General features: G+C 63.9%; 20 protein-coding genes. 2 read left to right on the forward strand and 18 right to left on the reverse strand.

Annotated elements, in window-relative coordinates; translation table 11 throughout:
- Positions 1–102 precede the first annotated feature (102 nt).
- Positions 103–1,503 carry a hypothetical protein gene (locus tag FZF13_RS04860; RefSeq protein ID WP_065997617.1) on the reverse strand — a complete coding sequence of 467 codons (1,401 nt, stop codon included), beginning with the start codon at positions 1,501–1,503 and terminating at the stop codon, positions 103–105.
- Positions 1,504–1,626: 123 nt separating this feature from the next.
- Complete coding sequence (locus FZF13_RS04865) at positions 1,627–2,415, reverse strand: helix-turn-helix transcriptional regulator (RefSeq protein WP_245317484.1); 789 nt, start codon at positions 2,413–2,415, stop codon at positions 1,627–1,629.
- Positions 2,416–2,783: 368 nt separating this feature from the next.
- Between FZF13_RS04865 and FZF13_RS04870 the strand changes: the two genes are divergently transcribed.
- Complete coding sequence (locus FZF13_RS04870; RefSeq protein ID WP_065997621.1) at positions 2,784–3,776, forward strand: class I SAM-dependent methyltransferase; 993 nt, start codon at positions 2,784–2,786, stop codon at positions 3,774–3,776.
- Between the two features lie 145 nt (positions 3,777–3,921).
- Positions 3,922–4,857: a LysR family transcriptional regulator gene (locus FZF13_RS04875; RefSeq protein ID WP_065997623.1), complete on the forward strand. Its 936-nt coding sequence runs from the start codon at positions 3,922–3,924 to the stop codon at positions 4,855–4,857.
- Between the two features lie 47 nt (positions 4,858–4,904).
- On the opposite strand, the gene FZF13_RS04880 is transcribed toward FZF13_RS04875, so the two are convergent.
- The 16 genes from FZF13_RS04880 to FZF13_RS04955 all read right to left on the reverse strand — a co-directional run bounded on the left by FZF13_RS04880 (position 4,905) and on the right by FZF13_RS04955 (position 20,338).
- Positions 4,905–5,129, reverse strand: coding sequence for a DUF2274 domain-containing protein (locus FZF13_RS04880; RefSeq protein ID WP_065997625.1), 225 nt, complete (start codon positions 5,127–5,129; stop codon positions 4,905–4,907).
- A gap of 2 nt (positions 5,130–5,131) precedes the next feature.
- Positions 5,132–6,283 (reverse strand): TraB/TrbI/VirB10 family type IV secretion system protein, encoded by a 1,152-nt coding sequence (locus FZF13_RS04885; protein ID WP_065997627.1) that lies wholly within the window; start codon positions 6,281–6,283, stop codon positions 5,132–5,134.
- A complete protein-coding gene (trbG, locus tag FZF13_RS04890) occupies positions 6,280–7,179 on the reverse strand; it encodes a P-type conjugative transfer protein TrbG (RefSeq protein ID WP_245317494.1) in 900 nt (299 codons plus the stop codon). The genes FZF13_RS04885 and trbG overlap by 4 nt, the downstream gene beginning before the upstream one ends.
- A gap of 101 nt (positions 7,180–7,280) precedes the next feature.
- Positions 7,281–7,970: a conjugal transfer protein TrbF gene (gene trbF / locus FZF13_RS04895; protein ID WP_065997629.1), complete on the reverse strand. Its 690-nt coding sequence runs from the start codon at positions 7,968–7,970 to the stop codon at positions 7,281–7,283.
- Complete coding sequence (gene trbL, locus FZF13_RS04900; protein ID WP_065997636.1) at positions 7,967–9,340, reverse strand: P-type conjugative transfer protein TrbL; 1,374 nt, start codon at positions 9,338–9,340, stop codon at positions 7,967–7,969. Before trbL ends, trbF begins: the two co-directional genes overlap by 4 nt.
- Before the next feature lie 3 nt (positions 9,341–9,343).
- Complete coding sequence (trbK-alt, locus tag FZF13_RS04905; protein WP_065997638.1) at positions 9,344–9,628, reverse strand: putative entry exclusion protein TrbK-alt; 285 nt, start codon at positions 9,626–9,628, stop codon at positions 9,344–9,346.
- A gap of 10 nt (positions 9,629–9,638) precedes the next feature.
- Positions 9,639–10,397 (reverse strand): P-type conjugative transfer protein TrbJ, encoded by a 759-nt coding sequence (gene trbJ, locus FZF13_RS04910; RefSeq protein ID WP_065997640.1) that lies wholly within the window; start codon positions 10,395–10,397, stop codon positions 9,639–9,641.
- On the reverse strand, positions 10,394–12,847 hold the full coding sequence (trbE, locus tag FZF13_RS04915; protein ID WP_065997642.1) for a conjugal transfer protein TrbE: 2,454 nt from the start codon (positions 12,845–12,847) through the stop codon (positions 10,394–10,396). The genes trbJ and trbE overlap by 4 nt, the downstream gene beginning before the upstream one ends.
- Positions 12,848–12,858: 11 nt before the next feature.
- Positions 12,859–13,140: a VirB3 family type IV secretion system protein gene (locus FZF13_RS04920; RefSeq protein WP_065997644.1), complete on the reverse strand. Its 282-nt coding sequence runs from the start codon at positions 13,138–13,140 to the stop codon at positions 12,859–12,861.
- Entirely contained in the window at positions 13,140–13,421 is a 282-nt protein-coding gene (locus FZF13_RS04925) for a TrbC/VirB2 family type IV secretion system protein (RefSeq protein WP_245317495.1), read from the reverse strand. The genes FZF13_RS04920 and FZF13_RS04925 overlap by 1 nt, the downstream gene beginning before the upstream one ends.
- 47 nt (positions 13,422–13,468) lie before the next feature.
- The gene (gene trbB, locus FZF13_RS04930) at positions 13,469–14,449 is read right to left on the reverse strand and encodes a P-type conjugative transfer ATPase TrbB (protein ID WP_065997647.1); all 981 of its coding nucleotides are present in this window, start codon (positions 14,447–14,449) and stop codon (positions 13,469–13,471) included.
- A gap of 166 nt (positions 14,450–14,615) precedes the next feature.
- Complete coding sequence (locus FZF13_RS04935; protein WP_065997648.1) at positions 14,616–15,080, reverse strand: CopG family transcriptional regulator; 465 nt, start codon at positions 15,078–15,080, stop codon at positions 14,616–14,618.
- A 4-nt stretch (positions 15,081–15,084) separates the two neighbouring features.
- A complete protein-coding gene (locus FZF13_RS04940; protein ID WP_065997649.1) occupies positions 15,085–17,067 on the reverse strand; it encodes a conjugal transfer protein TraG in 1,983 nt (660 codons plus the stop codon).
- A 24-nt stretch (positions 17,068–17,091) separates the two neighbouring features.
- Positions 17,092–18,834 carry a relaxase/mobilization nuclease domain-containing protein gene (locus FZF13_RS04945; protein WP_065997650.1) on the reverse strand — a complete coding sequence of 581 codons (1,743 nt, stop codon included), beginning with the start codon at positions 18,832–18,834 and terminating at the stop codon, positions 17,092–17,094.
- 243 nt (positions 18,835–19,077) lie between these two features.
- Positions 19,078–19,998, reverse strand: a complete 921-nt coding sequence (locus tag FZF13_RS04950) for a lytic transglycosylase domain-containing protein (RefSeq protein ID WP_065997652.1) — start codon at positions 19,996–19,998, stop codon at positions 19,078–19,080.
- 4 nt (positions 19,999–20,002) lie between these two features.
- Positions 20,003–20,338: a DUF736 domain-containing protein gene (locus FZF13_RS04955; RefSeq protein WP_065997657.1), complete on the reverse strand. Its 336-nt coding sequence runs from the start codon at positions 20,336–20,338 to the stop codon at positions 20,003–20,005.
- Between the last annotated feature and the right edge of the window lie 32 nt (positions 20,339–20,370).

A 20,370-nucleotide genomic window follows, 5' to 3' on the forward strand; every position in this document is an offset into this window, starting at 1 on the left:
ATTTCTTTGTTCACCTGAGCCTGGAGGCTGGTCATCCAGGACAGCTCAAGAAATTGGGGCAATTCCCAGGGCCTGGCGCGGCGTTTCCGATCCGCCGCACCGTCAGGCGAGAGCCCACTGCGGGTCTGCGGCGGCAAGTTTCTCAGCTTCCAACCGCCTCCAAAGGTCTCGCCACGATAGGTCCCGGACGAAACCGCTCATGCCTCCGCACGCTTCGGTCAGGGCAATGTTCCCCAGACGCTCGAGTATAGCTCCAATGCTTGTGGTACCAGCAGCCTTGAATAGATCGAACAGTTCCTCATTTCGTTCGATGACGCGATGTCCCCAGGCACCCGGCACATCATCCGTGGCAAGCGAATGCTGGAGGTCGGCGTCAATACCCGCCGCCTCGCTCGCGCGGGAGACAACATACCGTATCAGCGGGTAGTAGATTGGCTGGCGGCTGCCTCCGAGCACGCGCACACCGGGAAGGATGGCCAACACCAGAAACGCAAGAACCATGTTGGGGATGAGGCTGCGGTTCAACAACCCTCCGATGATTTCCGAAGCCGTGAAACGAACCACGGCTGCGCCACCGGCATGATGGACCAAATCCTCTCCCGACAGCCGAAGCGGCATCCGCTTTCCGTTTTCATAGAACCAGAAGAAGTCTGTCCCGCGCGCGAGCCAACCAGCCCAGGGCCCGGCAGCCAAATGATCGATTCCCTCCAGAATTCCCGATGCGACCTTTGGATTTCCCAGCAGACGCCTATGCAGCCAGGAAGTTTCGTCGGACAGGTGGTCGACGACCAGATCGGCGACATCCTCGTCATCGATCTGGAGAAAAGCACAATTGTTGCCGAACATTTTCGGCCAAAGAGCAATGTTTGCGGCCTTGATCGCACGTGCCGGTTTTTCGAACTGCGTCGGTGGAAGAAGATCACGGAGTTGTGCAAGCGCCTCGCTGGATGCCTCCGGCTCTACCGGTACAAGCTCGAACCGATAGGGCCCGAGTGCCGTGAGCAGGCCATAGCCGATCATCCGGCTTCGGCTGAGGCCAAAGATGTTGACCGCCTTTCCATCGACCGTTAGCCACCCCGGTCCCTTACGAGAACTTTCGACAAGGCTCACCGTCGAAACCGCATAGGAAACATAGGTCGAGCACCCATGCGCAGCGAGCCCAAGCAGACTGAAGGCATGTGTGTAACAGGCTTCCGGCTCAAGTATGAGGAGCAAGTGCGGGCCGGTCTGCAAGACGCGGCGATTTTCAAAATCCCGACAGATTTGAGCTACCGTTTCATCTGGCAGTCGATTGCGAATTGCCGCCTTGCGGATGACGTGGAGGAGCTTGTTGAAAGCGACAACCCGGCAGTCCGGCAGCGCTTTCGAAACAGGCGGGTCGAAAAGACGACAGGCATAATCGCGAACCGGCCGGGAGAAAAAAGGTTGCATCCACGGATATAGCACGGCCAGCGCCCGAAGGACCGCCTGTTTCCCCTCAGCGTTGTTTGCCAGACGGTCCACCTCTCAACTTGTCCCTCATCGATGTTCCGCACTCACCAATGGATATGCCGTGCCCCGTCGTTTTCTGCGTTCAATATCGTAACGGGATTTGCAATTCCTTGCGCCAAACCGCTTCGCCAGAAGCTAGAGCCGGCATTGGCGGCGGAAATCGGTTGGCGTGGTTCCGAACGCCCGCTTGAAAGCTGTCGTAAAGTGGCTGGAACTGCCGAAGCCGCACTCCATCGCGATTTCGGTCAATGACCGTCCGCTGCTGCGAAGCAGATCGCAAGATTTCTCCAGCCGGCGTTTCGCCCTGAATGCGTACGGCGTTATGCCGGTCGACTGCTTGAATGCCCGCCAGAGGTGGAAACGGCTAAGCCCTATCTCTCTTGCAAGATCGGGCAACGCCCACGCTTTGTCCAAGGTTTCCAGAACCTCCAGCACCTGCTTCAGGTCGAATGGCGACAAACCGCCCTTTGCCAGTTCGTGGGGCGCGCCATTCGCCCTGACCATCCGCCCGAGCAGTTGTATAGCCTGGGACTCCACCATGGCCAGGCCGAGAGGATCGGGCTGCCTGAGCTCGATGGCGATCCGCTGCAGCGCCAGCTCCACGATGCTGTCTCGAAACCCTATCGCGGGCGGCAGGTCTGCCAGACAATGGCGCACCGTTTCGCCAAACGTCTCCTCGGCGAACTGTCGTTCGACCGATACGAGAAGGTAGGACGCGGTCGCGTCGCCCTCGTCCCACCCGCTCCATCTCGTGCCGGCAGGAAGGCAGATCAACGAGCCGGCGCGCCGCGGCGAGAAGGAAATGCGGCGCCCGTCGATGAAATCCTCACCACGGAACGCTGCCCCCCTGAGGTTCAGGATGAATACATGGGCGGAGCAGGCGAGGTCTGTTTCCTGCCTCTCCAGGCCGGTTCGTTTGATCAAGTCCGCGCGCACGCGTCCCCAGCTCTGATACTGATGGACCAGGGTCTGGCACCGACACCGCCGGATGGTGCACGGATCACCGCAAAACACTTCTCCCACAGGAAAATACTCCCGCTTAAGTGGCAGCGTATTCCTGCGTCTCTACGAACCCTGAGTTATGACTTCATCCAGAAATAATTCATGGTTGGTGAAAGATGTGACTTTTATGAAAAAAAATCATTCCACTGAAAGCGATCAATCCCGCGCCAGCCTATTGGCGACTTCGACCTATACTCGACCCAGGTGAAACACTGCTTCGTTGATCATGAAGTTTCCCTCCGTCCTGTTGCGGCATCTCACCGAACGAGCGACTGTGGGAGGCATCTTGCATGCGAGGCCTCAAGGACTTCCTGGCCGAGTGCGATCTTGGGCCAAGAATCAACGAACTCAGCGGCTTCTTTGCAGCAACCGCCGCTGGCACGAGCGGCATGCCGGTGCGCAGGCCAATCGCTGATACACGCCTTCTCCCAAGCGAGGATCTCCTGCTCGCCATGGTGAAACTGCATGCCGCACGGCAAGGTTTCTTCGACCAGCACTATCACGGCAGCATCCCCTACAGGCTGGAGGAGGAGTGCCGTATGGCCTATGCAGTCCTCAATTGCGCGCGGCAGCGGGAGACTCCTTTTTTACTTTACAGCCTTGGAACGGCGGAAGGGACGATGGCGAGAACGCTGTCGGAGATGGCGAACGGCCAGATCCGGACGCTGTCATGCAGCCCCAACCCGGAAAATTATCGATGCTTCCTGGGTTATGGAGAGCCCCCGCACGCGGAGTTCTTCGTTGCACCTTTTCACAAGCTGACCAAGGACGTCATCAGTTCGGATAGCCGACTTGCGAGGTTCGCCGGCGGCTTCGATCTCATCCTGGAGGACACCACCTTCCAGATGTACTCCCCGAGCCGGGCGAAGCAGATCGAGTATGTCGCCCAGCACCTCAAGGCGGACGGCATATTCGTCTTTGTCGAGAAGTTCCGGGCGCGTGACGCGCAAGACTACCAACGCCGCGAGGAGCAAAAGGATTTCGGCTTCAAGGCGCGCTACTTTCCGAGAGACGACATCGAAAAAAAGAAAACTGCCGTCCTCGGCACCATGCACGACAATGAGGTAACGCTGTCGGAGATGTGTGACGCGATACATGCGCAATTCAGGCATTGCGTGATGACGTGGAACAGCGGCAACTTCTACAGCCTCGCGGCGAGCAACGCCCGGGAAAACCTGGACCTCTATCTGTCCCGGATGGCGCCTGCCGCGATCCCGCACGAATATGTCTACGACACCGGTCTGCCCCGCGAGCTCGATGAATGCCCCACGGAGCAGAACTGATAGGGCAGGCACGTTCGTGTCGGTGGAACCGGTTGAAGCCCGGCCTACCGAACCATCGCCGTCAGGCACCCTGCCCTTAACCTGGGTTTGAGTGGTGACGGACGCTCAAACATCAGCCTGCTCAACTTTCGCAAGGGCATGAGCGGTGAGAAACACCAAGAACGCGCTCCGCCGGCTGGACTATGTTTTCACGGCCGTTGACCAGGGCAGCTTCAGACAGGCCGCAAGGGTGCTGCATGTGAGGGAATCCAGCGTGAGCCGCAACGTCGTCGCACTCGAGCAATTTCTCGACATGCAGCTGTTCGAACGGAGCGCGCATGGCGTCCGTCCCACCGGAGCCGGCCGAGCCTGGATCGACGTCGCCAGAACACATTATGAGGGATTGCATCAAGCCCTGGCCGAAGGTGCGGGTGAGCCGCGCCGCCGCAACGCGCTCAGCATCGGCATATCCGGGCTGGTCGGACGCGCCTTCCTGACGCGCCTGATCCATCGTTTCCGCGACCTGTATCCGGAGGTTGGTCTCGTCATCGAGGATATTTCGCATGGACAGTGCCTGGCGGCGATACGGCGACGGCGTCTCGACGTCGTCTTCGTAAGAGGGGCCCAGGCCGACACGTCATGCTGCAGCGAAACGTTCGGTCACGAGCGCCTGTTCGTTCTCCTGCCGGTTCACCATCCCCTGGCGAACGAGGCCGCCATTACATGGGCAGATCTCGCGGACGAACGCTTGTTGATGCCCGCATGTCCGGAAACACCGTCTGCGCGTCCGCGGATGGCCGACCACATTACCGCCGAAGGCGCGGTCGTTCAGACATGCGGTAGCGCCAGCGAGATGACGGCGATCCTCAAGGTACAGCTTGGTCAGGGCGTGATCCTGGCGGGCGAATGCTTTGCCCGGTCAGTCGCCATCGATGCAACGACGTGGCTGCCACTCTGGGGCGAGAACAGTGTCTGTCCGATCAAAGCCCTGTGGCTGGGATCGAACCCGAAGAGGGCGCTGCTGCGACTGCTCGGGATTGCTAGAAATGTCGCAGGCCCGGTCTCGGACGAGCGTGGTTCCTCGCGGCACCAGAGTGGATAGCCAACCAGCCATCACCTGGTGGCATGAGGGTGTTCGTCATCCCCGTTTCAAGCCACCGATGAACGCTTCGCCTTGGAGAAACCTCGATCTGTCGCAATGAACTTTTCCAACATCGGCGCGATGAGACGGGCCGGCTCGGCCGGCGGACGGCCAGATTCCTGGCCGAGCAGGCTGGCATAGGCTGCGAGATCCCGGTGCAGTGCCGCCGGCAGCTCGATGGTGACCCTGACGGGCCTGTCGTCGGCAATCAGTCCAAGTTTCAGCTTTGTCATGGTCACTCCGTGTAGGGTTCGAGGACAAGATCGCGGGTCACGACGACGCGAACGGGGAAGCCAGGGCGAATGGTGAGCGTCGGTGGAACCTGCAATTGGCTGCGCACGATCTGCTGTCCAGCGTCGTTGATGGTCTCTTGCATGCCACGCCGGATGGCCGCGACCAGACGGCCGTCCTCGCTGACAGCCAGTTCGGTGCCGACCGCGAGCAAGGTTGAGAGCCCGGCGGCCTTGGCAAGGTCCCACCAATGATGGTCAACGCCATCCTGGAGACCGGCATAGCCCTGTGCGTCGGCGCCAGGCTGACGCTCGAGCACGACCGATCGGCCGTTCGGGAATATCAGGCGATTCCAGACCAAAAGGATCCTGCGTTGCCCGAACTGTGTGCCGTTGTCGTATTGGCCGACCATGCGTGCGCCCTGCGGAACGAGCAGGGACCGACCCGTCAAGCTGTCGTAGACGTTCTCTGTCACCTGCGCCGTGATCTGGCCGGGAAGGTCGGAGCGAATACCGGTTATGAGCGCAGCCGGGATGACCGCGCCTGCCTGAAGCACGAAAGGCGACGCTGGTTGCGTGACGCGATCCGCCGACGTGGTGCGTCGGTCGACGGGCGCGTCGAGGAAGGCCAGTTGCCTGTCCTGGATTGTCTGTTGACCCCGCAGACCGGCCGGATCGGGACCGCCGAGGCTCGGTGGAAGCGCGCCCGCCGGCCCCGCAGTCGCAACGCCAGGAGATGCCTGGAAGAAGATGCGGCTGGTGCGGGCTGCTTCCTCGTCCTGGCGGCGGCGTTGTTCCGCCTCGTCCACCGCCGGCGCCGTGATGACTGGCGGCGTCGCCGGCTGCCCCTTGTTCTGCGCCTCGAGGATCGGCCGGCCGAGGTCGCCGGGCAGCGGCGGGCCAAGCACCGGACCGGTGTAATCCCGCGGCAGGCCGGCCAGACCATCGGCGGGCTGTCTGTTGGTGGTCGAATAAAGCTCCTCGCCGGCATCTCCCGACATCGGCGTCCGCAGCGCGTAGATCAATGCACCGCCAAGGCCGAGCGAGGCGACGAGAGCAACGCTGGCGAGCGCCTTGCGCGACAGGCGGGTGACGCGCGGCGGCTCGGCTCGGAGCCGCATCGCCGAAGCAGCGCCGGCTTCTTTCTTCTCACTCATGACGGCCTCCCATCGGTGCGCCCGATCCTGACGGTCTGCTGTGTCCTGCCGCTGCCAAGGCGCAGTTCGGCAGCGCCGAAGAGCCGGTCGACGATCAGCAGGTTGCGGTGAATCCGGCAGTTGGCGATCTGCGCTTCCCCCTCGGGGCCGATCACGAAGATCGGCGGCATCTCGCCCTGCACGATGCCACGTGGAAACTCGACATAGACGCGCCGGCCATCGTCATAGACCGCTACCGGCTTCCATGGCGGGTTGTCGCCGCTCAGCCCATAGCGATAGTTGCGAGCCGCCATAGCCTGGATGAGGGGCGTCGCAGCGGTACTGTCCTTGCTCCCCGGAACTCTCGGATAGGCCCAGGACACGGCCGGCATGTAAGATTTCTGGCCCGAGCGCAGTTCAAGCATGTAGGTCCGCCGATCCGTGGTGATGATCAGGTTGGTCGTGATATCGGGACGCGAGGGCTTCACCAGCACATGGACACGGCGGGTCATTCCGGAACCCGATTCCGTGTCGCCGATGATCCATCTGGCGGTGTCGCCCGCCGCGATCGGCCCCGCACCGGCCAGGCTTTCGCCCAGCTCGAGGGCGATGTCGGTGATCTGCCCTGGCGCGGCGTAAACCTGGTAGAGTGCACCTTCCGACCACGGATAGACTTGGATTGCATTGTAATAACCCTGGCGGCGGGGTTCGACGCGGGCTGCCGCATTGGCGTTTTCGACCCGTGCCGCGGGCGCGCCTGCCGCTGCACCACCCCGGGCGGGAGACCAGGCCGGGGGAACATGCAGGGGCTTCGGTCGATCATCGCTGACGGACGTGGCAAGAACCGGCAAGGGCGGAACGTCGCGGTCATACAGGATCTGCGGCGGCTTCTGGGGCGTGGCACAGCCAACAAGCATTGCTGCCGAAACCAGCAGGAACAGCAGGGCAGATCTCGAAAGAGCCGAGGCGAGGACGGGATGGCGTTGAGCATTTCGATCCTTGCGGACCAGCAACCGGTTCATTGGCTCATCTCCCGCGACCACGAGATTGCGTTGACGTAGATGCCAAGCGGATTGGCCCGAAGCTGGTCTGCGTCGCGCGGCGGCTCGACAACGATGGTCAGGATCGCCGTCCACCGCTCGGTCGTGGAGAGCTGGCCGTTTTCGTATTGCCTTTCGGTCCAGGCGACGCGGAAGCTGTCCGGCGACGCGCGAATGACCGATGAGACTTCGACGGAAATCTGCCGCTTGCCGAGCTTTGCGAACGGATCGTTGGCGCGGGCGTAGTCGTTGAGCGCGGCCGCACCCCGATCGCTCGTCCACTCATAGGCGCGAAGCCAGTTCTGGCGCACGATGACGGGATCGGCCGGGATCGCGCGAACCTGCTCGACGAAGCGAGCCAGATGCCACGCGACCTGCGGATCGGTTGGCCGGTAGCTCCCAGTCGCCGGCGCGATCGCCTGAGCCTGGCCGAGGACGTCCACCTGGACCACCCAGGGCACCACGGTTCCGCGCGCCGACTGCCACACGAAGGCGGCGGCAAGGCCGGTGGAGAGGATCAGCGACCCGAATGCCATGTAGCGCCAGTTGCTGGCCTGGACGCGGGCCGAGCCGATGCGCTCATCCCAGACCTGCGCGGCGCGCTGGTAGGGCGTTTCCGGCTGAGGGGTCTTTCCATAGTGGGTGGCGGGTCGCTTGAACGGGTTCACGAGTTGTCCCTTTCGGAAAGGTTGACGGATGTACCGGGGCCGTGGCTGTCGCCGGATCGGACCGCATGCACTGCGGCGTCGACGCCGTGGCCGATGTGTCTGCCGCGTCTCATGCGCTGCGCCCAGGCCGGCGGCCCTTCGTCGGTTGCAATCGAGGAGGTATGGGATGAAGGCTCCGACGCGCCGCCGGTACCGGTGCCCGCCTTGCTGACGAACGCGCCGCCAGTGGCACTCACCGCGTTCCGGCTACCTTGTTCGAAACCATCCTTGATGCCGTCAGCGGCGGAAACCAGCGTCCGCCGAAGGGGTGAAAGAGCCGCGTTCGCCGCCGCGACGGCGACACCGCCAACCCCTCCGGTGACGCTGCTCTTGCCGCTCCCGTCCATCGCGCCCAGTTGGTAGGCCCCCGACATTGCTCCCGCTGCCGTCGCTCCAGCGCGGACAGCAGCGGCACCACCCGATAGCGCCGCGGTCCCACCCCTGGCGGCGAGGAACGCTCCCCCGCCGGCGCCAAGAACCGCTCCACCGGCTGCCAGGCCGGTGCCGGCGGCGGCACCCGCGCCGAGTTGCGGGCCACCGCTGACCAGGCCGGATGCGATGCCGGGACCGAAAATGCCCAGCCCAAGCAGCGACAGCGCGGCCAGCACCACCGCCATGGCGTCGTCGACGGTCGGCGTTCGCCCGCCGAAACCTTGCGTGAACTGGCCAAACAGGGTCGAACCGATGCCAATGACGACGGCGAGCACCAGGACCTTGATGCCCGAGGAAATGACGTTGCCGAGGACGCGTTCGGCCATGAACGCGGTCTTGCCGAAAAGGCCGAAGGGGATCAGGACGAAACCCGCCAGCGTCGTCAGTTTGAATTCAATCAGTGTCACGAACAGTTGAATGCTGAGAATGAAGAAGGCGAGAATGACCAGCGCCCAGGCGAAGAGCAGGCAGGCGATCTGGATGAAATTCTCGAAGAACGCCACCCAGCCCATCAGGTCGGAGATGGACTCCAGCAACGGCCGCGCGGCGTCCAGCCCTGTCTGCGCCACCTTTCCCGGACGCATCAGATCCTGCACGGTGAAGCCCGTTCCGCTCGCCTTGAGGCCGAGGCCGGCGAAACTGTTGAAGACGATCCTTGCGAGATCGCTCCAGTTGGAGATCAGATAGGCGAAGACGCCGACGAACAGCGTCTTCCTGACCAGTCGCGCGACGATGTCCTCCTCCGCGCCCCAACTCCAAAACAGCGCGGCCAGGGTCACGTCGATGGCAATCAGCGTCGAGGCGATGAAACTGACCTCGCCACCAAGCAGGCCAAAGCCGGAATCGATGTAACGGGCGAAGACTGCAAGGAAATTGTCGATGACGCCGGTACCGCCCATGGATCAGTGCCCCGTACCTGTGGTCTGCGGCTTTGGGTCTGTCCTGCCGAGAAAGCGGTCGCGGGTTTCGGCCCAGACGCGCAGGCATCCGGCATCGTCCGACGCTTTCTGTCCAAGGCGCTGGCAGCGGCGCTGGCCTTCACGCAGGGCGTTGTGATCGGACTGGATGACTGGCCTGGACGCCAGCGGGACTGGCTCCATGTTACCGGCCAGCCCGAGCGCCACCGCCGTGACGACGATGGCGGCCACCACAATTGTGGCCGTTCGGGCAAGCATCCTGCGGTTCATAGAGCCGTCCTCACTTGCGGTTGAACATCTGCGCATTGCCGGGCTGGTAGCCGCTGCCTGGCGCGAGGAAACGACGGCGTTGCTCGCGTCCCTGCGTCACCGCCGCGGCGCGCTCCGCTTCGGTCAGCGCACCGGCGCGGCCGTTGGCAGCGAGCAGCGCAACGAGATCGGAAAGCTGTTGCGACTGAAGGGCGAGGAGCTGGTTACCGGCCTGGGCTGCCTGAAGCGCGCCTGTAGCGCCCTGGCTCTGACCGACGAGCTCGGACATTTGAGTGCGGTTGGCGTCGATGTTGCCAACGACACTGGCCTGCACGCGCATCGCGTCCTGTAAGCCGCCGACCGTATTGCGCCAGCGCGATCGTGCATCGGCGACGAGACGCTGGTCCGTCGCCGACATTGATGCTTCGCCATATTGCTGCCGGAAGGCTTGATCGATCTGCTGCACGTCGAAGGCGATGTTGTGTGCTTGCTGCAGCAGTTGCTGCGTCCGCTGCGTCGCTTTCTGAAGCTGCTGCAGTGCTGAGAAAGGCAGGCTCGCGAGATTGCGCGCCTGGTTCATCAGCATCTGAGCCTCGTTCTGAAGCGAGGTGATCTGGTGACTGATCTGTTCCAGGGAACGCGCGGCCGTGAGCACGTTCTGGGCGTAGTTGCTGGGATCGAAAACAAGCCGCCAAGCATGCGCCTGTGGGGCCAGGACAGGCGAAAGCGCAAGTGGCGCGGTGAGCACCGCCACGGCCAGCAGTTGGGCGCGCGCGTTGAAACGGGTCATGGGCGGACCTCCTTTTGGTTTTCAGGGATGGGGGCGTGGAATTTGGGAAGAAGATCGGCCGCCCAGTTCACACCGCGGGCCCTGAACCAGGCGTCGAGGAAGCCTTCGCGGCCGTTCTCTTCGAGAACACGGGCAATGAGCGCCTGATCGGACTTGGCGGATGCGGCGCAAAGCGCGAGACCGACTTCCGACAGCCCCAGCTCGAACAGACGATTTCCCTGGCGGCTTTGGCAGTAGTAATCCCGTTTCGGTGTCGCCCGGGCGAGGATCTCGATCTGCCGGTCGTTCAGGCCAAAACGCCTGTAGATTGCCGTGATCTGTGGCTCTATCGCTCGCTCATTCGGCAAGAGGAGCCGCGTAGGACAGCTCTCGATAATGGCCGGCGCAATGACGGACCTGTCGATGTCGCTGAGAGACTGGGTGGCGAAAACAACCGATGCATTCTTCTTGCGCAGCGTCTTCAGCCAGGCGCGAAGCTGATCGGAGAACCCCTCGTCATCCAGCGCAAGCCAGCCCTCATCGATGATGAGCAACGTCGGCCGGCCATCGAGCCGGACGCCGATGCGGTGGAAGAGGTAGGCGAGCACCGCCGGTGCCGCTCCGGTTCCGACCAGACCTTCGATCTCGAATGCCAGGACCTGCGAATTGCCAAGAAGCTCGGCCTCGGCGTCAAGCAAGCGGCCATACGCACCGCCGACGCAATAGGGGCGCAATGCCTGCTTCAGATCGTTGGACTGCAGCAGCACGCTGAAACCGGTAATGGTCCGCTCTTCGATGGGTGCGGAAGCAAGCGAGACCAGTGCCGTCCAGATGTGCTCCTTTGCCTGCGGGGTTACGGGGACACCTTCACGCATGAGGATCGCTGCGATCCAGTCGCCGGCCCAGGCGCGCTCATGGGGATCATGGACGTGCGCAAGCGGCTGCAGGGAGACCGATGCGTCCGACCCGTCGGTCAGGCCGCCGAGATCATGCCAGTCGCCGCCCATCGCAAGCACGGCCGCCCGGATCGAGCCGCCGAAATCGAAGGCGAAGACGCGCCCCTGCTCGTAACGGCGGAACTGAAGTGCCATCAAGGCAAGCAGCACGGACTTGCCCGCGCCGGTCGGGCCGACCACCAGCGTGTGGCCGACGTCTCCGACATGTAGGGAAAACCGGAACGGGGTCGAGCCTTCGGTCCTGCCGTAAAGCAGCGGCGGCGCGTCGAAGTGCTCGTCCCGTTCCGGCCCCGCCCACACGGCACTGAGGGGGATCATGTGGGCGAGATTCAAGGTGCTGACCGGAGGCTGACGGACATTGGCGTAGGCATGTCCCGGCAGGGAACCAAGCCACGCGTCGACCGCGTTGACGGTTTCGACCATCGCGGTGAAATCGCGCCCCTGGATCACCTTCTCGGCCAGCCGCAGCTTCTCGTCGGCACGGCGCGGATCGGCGTCCCAGACTGTGATCGTCGCGGTGACATAGGCCATGCCGGTGACGTCGGCGCCGAGTTCCTGCAGGGCGGTGTCGGCGTCGGCCGCCTTGTTGGCCGCATCGGTGTCCACGAGCACGGATTGCTCGCTGGTCATCACCTCCTTCAGGATCGCGGCGATCGATTTGCGCTTGGCGAACCATTGCCGCCTGATCTTGGTCAGCAGCCGGGCCGCGTCGGTCTTGTCGAGCAGGATGGCGCGGGTCGACCAGCGATAGGGAAAGGCCAGCCGGTTGAGATCGTCGAGCAGGCCGGGCGTCGTCGCTGTCGGGAAACCGACAATGGTCAGGATGCGAAGATGCTGGTCACCCAGGCGCGGCTCCAGCCCGCCGGTCAGGGGCTGATCGGCCAGCAGCGCGTCGAGATAGACGGGTGTTTCCGGGACCCGGATGCGCTGGCGATGTGTCGAGACGCAGGAATGCAGGTAGCTCAGCGTTTCGCTGTCGTCCAGCCATGCGCATTCCGGCATCATGCCTTCAAGCAGCGCCAGCACGCGCGCTGTCCGATCGGCGAAGGCACGCACCACCTCGCGCGGATCGAGTTGAGACCGTTCGCGCCCCTCATAGAGCCAGATTTCGGCGCGCGCTGCCTCCTCGGCCGGCGGCAGGTAGAGGAAGGTGAGCAGGTATTGCGATTCAAAATGCGCGCCGGCTTCCTCGAAGCCGGCCTTGCGCTCGGCGTCGAGCATGGCAGATGCCGGATCGGGAAAAATGCTGTCGGGATAGATCGAGGCCTCGCGCCGCTGCGCCTCCACGAAGATGCTCCAGCCGGAGCCGAGCCGGCGAAAGGCGTTGTTGATGCGGCTGGCGGCAGCGACCAGTTCTGCCGCTACGACGGAATCGAGATCCGGGCCGCGAAACCTGGCGCTGCGCTGCAGGCTACCGTCCTTGTTGAGCACGATGCCTTCGCCAACGAGCGCCGCCCAGGGCAGATAGTCGGCGAGGCGGCTGGCGCTGCGGCGATATTCAGCGAGGTTCATCATCGGGACTGCCCTCACACCGCAAGGTGAGCGGGCATGCGCAGATGCCGGCGGCCCACCTCGACAAACAGCGGATCACGCTTCGCCGCCCAGACCGCCGCGAAATGCCCGATCGCCCCGATGACGAGCCCGAGCAGCCAGAGCCGGAGGCCAAGGCCGATCGCACCGGCGACGGTGCCGTTCACGATGGCGATGGAGCGCGGTGCGCCGCCGAGCAAGATGCGCTCGGTCAGCGCGCGATGGACCGGCACCGAAAACCCCGGTACCGCGTCGAGCTGTTCGAAAGCGGCCGCCATCAGATGAGCGCTCCGCCGCCGAAGGAAAAGAAGGACAGGAAGAAGCTCGACGCCGCGAAAGCGATGGACAGACCGAACACGATCTGGATGAGACGGCGGAAACCGCCGCTGGAATCGCCGAAGGCCAGGGTAAGACCGGTGACGATGATGATGATCACGGCGATGATCTTGGAGACCGGCCCTTCGACCGACTGCAGGATTTTTTGCAACGGCTGCTCCCACGGCATGGAGGAGCCCGCGGCGTGGGCGGCCGTCGCAAGCATGAGGGTATTGGCGGACATGGCGGCGATGGTCGTCACCGCGCGACTGGCACGCAGGAGTTTTCGAGTCATGCGGGGTCTCCTGGGTTCGATGTGAGTTGGACGATGCGGTAGTCGTCGTGCGGGCCGAGGCCATCGACACGTGCGAGTTCGATGAGCCGCCGCTGCGAGCCCCGACCCGACAGCACGGCAACGACATCGATGGTCTCGGCGATCAAAGCGCGCGGGACGGTGACGACTGCTTCCTGGATGAGTTGCTCGAGACGGCGCAGCGCGCCGATGACACTGCCGGCATGGATCGTTCCGATCCCGCCCGGATGGCCCGTGCCCCATGCCTTGAGCAGGTCGAGGGCTTCCGCGCCGCGAACCTCGCCGATCGGGATACGGTCGGGCCGCAGGCGCAGCGAAGAGCGGACCAGATCGGCAAGCGTGGCGACGCCGTCCTTGGTGCGCATGGCGACGAGATTGGCCGCGGCACATTGCAGCTCGCGTGTGTCCTCGATGAGGACGACGCGATCGGCGCCCGTCGCAACCTCGGCCAAAAGCGCGTTGGTCAAGGTCGTCTTGCCGGTCGAGGTGCCGCCGGCGACAAGAATGTTAGCGCGCGTCTGGACGGCCGACCGCAACGCTTCAGCCTGTGGACCGCTCATGATGCCGGCATCGACATAGTCACCAAGACTGAACACCGCGACGGCCGGCTTGCGGATCGCGAAGGCCGGAGCGGTGACGACCGGCGGTAACAGGCCTTCGAAGCGCTCGCCGGTTTCAGGCAGCTCCGCGGAGACGCGCGGGCGGCCGGCATGCACTTCGGCACCGACATGGTGGGCAACCAGGCGGACGATACGCTCGCCATCGGCGACAGACATCATCAGCCCCGTGTCGGCGAGCCCGGCGGAGAGCCGGTCCACCCAGATACGGCCATCCGGGTTCAGCATCACCTCGACTACGGCGGGCTCTTCCAGCAGGCGGGCAATGGCGGGACCGAGTGCCGTGCGCATCATGCGTGCGCCCCGCTGGATAGCTTCCTGCCTGTAGTGGATGGACGACATTGCGGCCTCGTTTTCGACGGGGCCTCAACAGGTCGTTCCCCGATTGGGGATGACTAAAAGAGCCGCAAGGCGGCCAGGTTCAACAAGTTTCGATTGTCGTAGTGTCGTGGCGTGCAAATACAAAGGAACGGCGCTGTCGCCTCGGGGACGGGACAAGCGTGGAGGTCTAACCTTGCCAGTCCGCCCCAGCCGGATGTTGAGCATCGGTTTCGGAGACAGCCACGTCTTCCGCTATTTCCTGTCGCAGGTTTGGTCCTTTCGCCAGACGCCTGCCGAGTGCGGTGATGAAGTTCTCGTATCGTTCAGCGGCCTTTGCGCGGGCGGCCTGGGCGGCAGGCTCCGGCAAGGCGGGCGTCGTGGCGAGCCAGAAACGGATGAACAGCGCCAGTGTCTCGATCGCGATGCCGACGTCGCGCTCAAGCCGCGTCATGCGCCGGTCGAGCTGATCGAGCCGCTTGCCGATCGCCGCCTCGCGTCGCTCGGCGTCATCCGGGGACAGGAACGAAGCGATGGCGGCTTCCGCCACCATCGACTGGGACAGGTTCCGGCGCGCGGCATAGTCCGCCAGCATCGTCATGACATCCGGGTCGACATAGACAGAGACCTTGGTCTTCTTGCCTCGGACAGCCATCTGCTCAAAGCTCCATGCCGTCTTCCGGATCGAGCGCCACCTGCCGCGCGACGCCTTGCATGAGCTTCGTCAGCTGACGGTTGGCCACCGCATCGTCGTCTGCGTCGTCGCCCGGGTCGAGCTCGAATTCGTTCGCGACCGGCTCCTTGTTTGCTACCGGCTTCACGCGATCGAGCTCGGGCTGATGACGGCGTTCCGCCCCGGTCGGATCATCGTCATCATGCTGTTGCGCCAGCGAGGCAGTGCCAGCCAACTGCGCGAGTGCCGGCAACCTGCTCCAGTTGTCGTCGAGCAATTCTTCGGTGCCAGGCAATTCCGGAGGCGGCAGGATACGCTCCGAAAAGCGGTTGTCTTCATAATAGCGCGCCTTCCGCGCCCGGATCGGCGCTGTGCCCGCAAGCATGACGATCTCGTCCGCAGGCGGAAGCTGCATCACCTCGCCCGGTGTCAGCAGCGCGCGCGCCGTTTCCTGCCGGGATACCATGAGGTGTCCCAGCCACGGTGAAAGGCGATGTCCCGCATAGTTCTTCATCGCACGCATCTCGGTTGCCGTGCCGAGAGCGTCGCTGACCCTTTTTGCCGTCCGCTCATCGTTTGTGGCGAAGCTGACGCGGACATGGCAGTTGTCGAGAATGGAGTTGTTCGGGCCATAAGCCTTCTCGATCTGGTTCAGGCTTTGAGCAATGAGGAAGCTCTTCAGGCCGTAGCCCGCCATGAAGGCGAGCGCGGTCTCGAAGAAGTCGAGGCGTCCCAGCGCAGGAAACTCATCGAGCATCAGGAGCAGCCGGTGACGGCCGGCGCGCGAATGCAGGTCCTCGGTCAGGCGGCGGCCGATCTGGTTGAGAAGCAGGCGGATGAGCGGCTTGGTTCGGTTGATGTCGCTCGGCGGCACAACGAGATAGAGCGTCGTCGGCCTCTCACAGCCCACGATGTCGTCGATGCGCCAGTCGCAGCGCCTTGTCACTTCCGCGACGACGGGATCCCGGTAGAGCCCCAGGAACGACATGGCGGTCGAAAGCACGCCGGAGCGCTCATTGTCGGACTTGTTGAGCAGTTCGCGCGCCGCACTGGCCACGACAGGATGCGGCCCGGCCTCACCAAGATGGGCGGTTTTCATCATCGCAAGGAGAGTGGATTCGATCGGCCGCTTCGGATCCGACAGAAAGCTGGCGACGCCGGCGAGCGTCTTGTTGTTTTCCGCATAGAGGACATGCAGGACCGCGCCGACCAGCAGACTGTGGCTGGTCTTCTCCCAATGATTGCGCTTGTCGAGACTGCCTTCGGGATCGACAAGGATGTCAGCGATGTTCTGGACGTCGCGCACCTCCCGCTCGCCACGGCGAACCTCGAGCAACGGATTGTAGGCGCAGGATTTCGGATTTGTCGGGTCAAACAGCAGCACGCGGCCGTGCTTCGCGCGAAACCCGGAGGTGAGCTGCCAGTTCTCGCCCTTGATGTCGTGGACGATGGCGGAACCCGACCAGGTCAGCAACGTCGGGATAACCAGGCCAACGCCCTTGCCGGATCGTGTCGGCGCAAAACACAGCACATGCTCTGGCCCATCGTGGCGGAGATAGTCTCGCTCCAAACAGCCGATTACGACACCGTCGGGCCCCAGCAGGCCCGCTGCCTTGATCTCGCTCTTGTCGGCCCAGCGCGCCGAACCATAGGTGGCGGCATGTTTTGCTTCCCGGGCCCGCCACACCGACATGCCGATCGCCGCGGCGATGGCGACGAACCCCCCTGAGGCGGAGAGCAGCCCGCCCTCGAGGAAGATGTCCGGCGCGTAGGCGTCATAGAAATACCACCACCAGAAGATGGACGGGGGATAATAGACCGGCCAGCCGGCGAGATCGAACCAGGCCGGGCCGAGTTGTGGCTGAAAGCCGAGTCGCCACGCCGTCCATTGCGTCGCGCCCCACGTCGTCACCAGCACGATGGCAAGCACGCACAGGATCTGCCCCCAGAGGATTTTCGTAGCGGACATCACGGTTCTCCTTGCTGATGAGGCCTAGAGGCCGAGCCCCCGCCTGCGACCAAAGCTCCAGTCGATGCCGCCGTCGATGCGGGCCACGCCGGATACATGGCGGCCGAGCTCTCTCTCAAGCGTCGGTGACCAGGGCACGAGCTGGAAGCCCAGACCATCGTCGATCATGGCGAAGCGGCCGGTCGCGAGGTCGAACCGCCGACGATAGATGCCGGCGACGAACTCACCGCTGCCGCCACGGTGGAAGGGCAACACTGTCTCGGCGGCGAGCTTGTCCCCAAGGGCAGCGAGTTCGCGATCGCGCAAGGTATCGAGCAGCCGGCGCGCGAACACGACACGCCCACCCTTGTCGCGATTGGCCAGACCTTCGCCGATGAGGTGATCGGCGCGTTGCTCGAGCGCCTTCCTGACGTCGGCACCGAAGCCACTGTCAGCGAGCGCCACGGGCTCGCGCGCGACAGTATGCCGATCGAGCCAGGTCGCGCCCGAAGCCCTCACCTGTGCCTTGATGTCGAGATCGGAACGGACGGCGATCGCCACGCGCCGGTCGCCGCGCGCGTCATCATAAGTGCGGAGTTCGACGATGGAGCCCGGCGCACTGTCTCCCGCAGCCGCCAGGTGGGACAGACGGACATGATGGGTGCGACCATCGACGCCGTCGACCACGGCATAGGCGGTGCCGGTCAGCTCATCATCGAGGCCGCGCTCGACCAGCCGCCCGATGACCGGGACAGCGAGCTTTTCCGCCGCCAGCACATAACGATCCGCCGCGCGTTCAATGCCGACTTCCGAGAGCGCGCGGTGCATGCGCCTTATGATATCGCCGCGCTCGCCGAGTTGGCGAAGCACCACCTTGGCTTCGGGCTCGATGCACCATTGCGCTTGACCGACCTGTCTGGCCGCGCCGAGAACTTCGAGAAAGCGGAGCCGGCCGATCTTCAGTGCGTGAAACTCGTCTGGCTGGCGGCCGGCGCGCGGGGCAAGATCGATGAAGCCTGTCGTGGCAGCCTCGCGCATGAGTTGCCGGTCGAGTTGCGTCCAGCGTTCCGCCTCGATCTGCCTTTCGAGGTTGCGGCGGATATCGAGGTCGGTCCGTGGCCCCAACTCCTGGGTGATGAGATCGCGAGCGCGATCCCGCATTCCCTCCTTGATGTAACTGCGCGCGATGACCAGGTCCTCCCCGTCGTCGCGGACGCCGCGCACGATCAGATGGATATGCGGGTGCCCGGTGTTCCAGTGATCGACGGCAATCCAGTCGAGGCGCGTCCCGAGATCCTTTTGCATGCGACCAACGAGATCGCCGGTGAAGGATCTAAGATCGGCCATCTCCCGGGCGTCCTCGGGCGAGACGATGAAGCGGAAATGATGACGGTCTTCCGCGCAGCGCCCGGCAAAGACGCGACCGTCCGCGGGCTGCGTTCCCGGTCCGAACAGCCGTCCCTTTTCACCCTCCCTGGTGACACCGTCGCGGCGCAGATAATCGAGATGTGTTCCGAGCTGTGCGCCGAACGCCGTATGACGAACCACACGCGCCTTGACGACGGCGCCGCGGCTGCGCGACGTGATCAGCCTGTTGGCCTGGATGCTTGCGCGCTGGCCAAGACCGAAGCGCGAGCGGGCACCGCGCACAACGTGACCGGATCGCGGAATGCCACCGCCCGCCTTCCTCGCCGCCACCAACGCCTGGGCGATGAAGGGCCGCCCATGCTGCGCGCGGGTTGAGCGGATGCGGCCCGGACGGATGCGGAATTCGCGCTCACCGGACATGGCGTGACCACGCAACGTGCAAAACAAGACGCGAAATCAGAGATATAGACCGAAAGCACACGGTGCACAGATACGCTGCACCGTGCAAAACCCGACAGAAAGCTGAACAAAAACAACCGTCCGACCCAAGCGCACCGTGCGCGCTTTTATCTTGCCGTCGCTCGGCCGCGGCACCGCGCACCACAGCAATCCTTCGCCATGACACATCAACACGCGCAAGCGCACGCCAAGCCGCAACGCTGGTCATGGCCGTCCGGCATGCCCGTTGCGGATGACGAAAATCTCCTCTCGCCGACCTACCCCTGAACTATCCTGTGTCGCCGTGGAAGCTGATCGCGGAGAGTTCCGGAAGCGATCAGGAGACGGCTGATGGGAAACGGAGGCGCTAATAGTCCGCTCGATGAACATCGCCGCTTCGCGCCAATCCGGCGGACGAGGCGCTTCCAGCGCGATCTTGGAAGGGCGTTCGCCACCCAGCATCGCTGCAAGCGAGGCGACATAGGCACGTGTTTGCGCAGGCAGTGGACGGCCGGACGCCAGGTGCCGATCATAGCGCGCCGGCCCGGCATTGTAAGCGGCGAGCATGGCGTTAACGTCGCCATACCTGTCCCACATCTCACGCAGATAGGCCGTGCCGGCGAGAATGTTGTCATGCGGATCGTAGGGGTCGCGGCCGAGCCGGTGGCGGGTACGCAGTTCAGCCCAGGTGTGCGGCATGATCTGCATCAGACCTATCGCGCCCGCCGGTGACAGGGCTCGTTCCTTTCCGGCGCTTTCGGCGTGGAGCACCGCACGAATCCAGCGCTGCGGAATACCGAACCGCCGCGACGCGTGCGCGATGTGCGCGGCATTACGATCGACGGCCGTGGCGCGTGCGACCGGTGCGGAATGCGCGAGCGCCAGGTCCACTGAGCAGCCGGGCGAGAGCAGACCGGCCGCCACGAGAATGGCGTGCCGTACGTACTTACCTTTCCCGCAGACCCGCAAGCCTGCCAGCGTGCTCGCTGCGGTCAAGGGTGCGCGCAAAGCGCCGGCGGGACGCCGCCCCTGACCTGCGCTGCGCGCGCTGACCGGATCGTGCTCGAGCGGGACGAGGGGATGAAGCGGCTTTTTCGCGAACAAAGGGATGAGAATCTGGATCGTCAGGACCGCGCGGGACCGCATGGCGTCAGCTCCGCGCTTTTCGCGGCTTCGGGCGATTCCAGTGGAGAGACCATGCATCATCATTGTCATCGGACCGGAAGAGGTTGGCACGGATCGGCTGGGCGAAGGCCGGGTCGTCGATCTGGAACGACAGATAGTCACCGGCCCTGTCGCCGGTCTCCTTCCACGCGGCTCCGATCTCCGGACCTTTTTCGTCGTCGCGGCGGATGCGGAAGTCCGGCGTGTTGTCGGCGTCAGTCTTGTTCGCGGGGATGAGTACGACGTCAGCATCGAGGACGAGCGTACGGATGCGGCCGCTATAGCCGGTCCTGGTCTGCTGGAATGCGCCGATATTGGTCATGGCAACCTCCGTTTGTTGCAGGGTGTCGGTAG

The organism is Mesorhizobium terrae (assembly GCF_008727715.1).
Taxonomy (GTDB): Bacteria; Pseudomonadota; Alphaproteobacteria; order Rhizobiales; family Rhizobiaceae; genus Mesorhizobium; species Mesorhizobium terrae.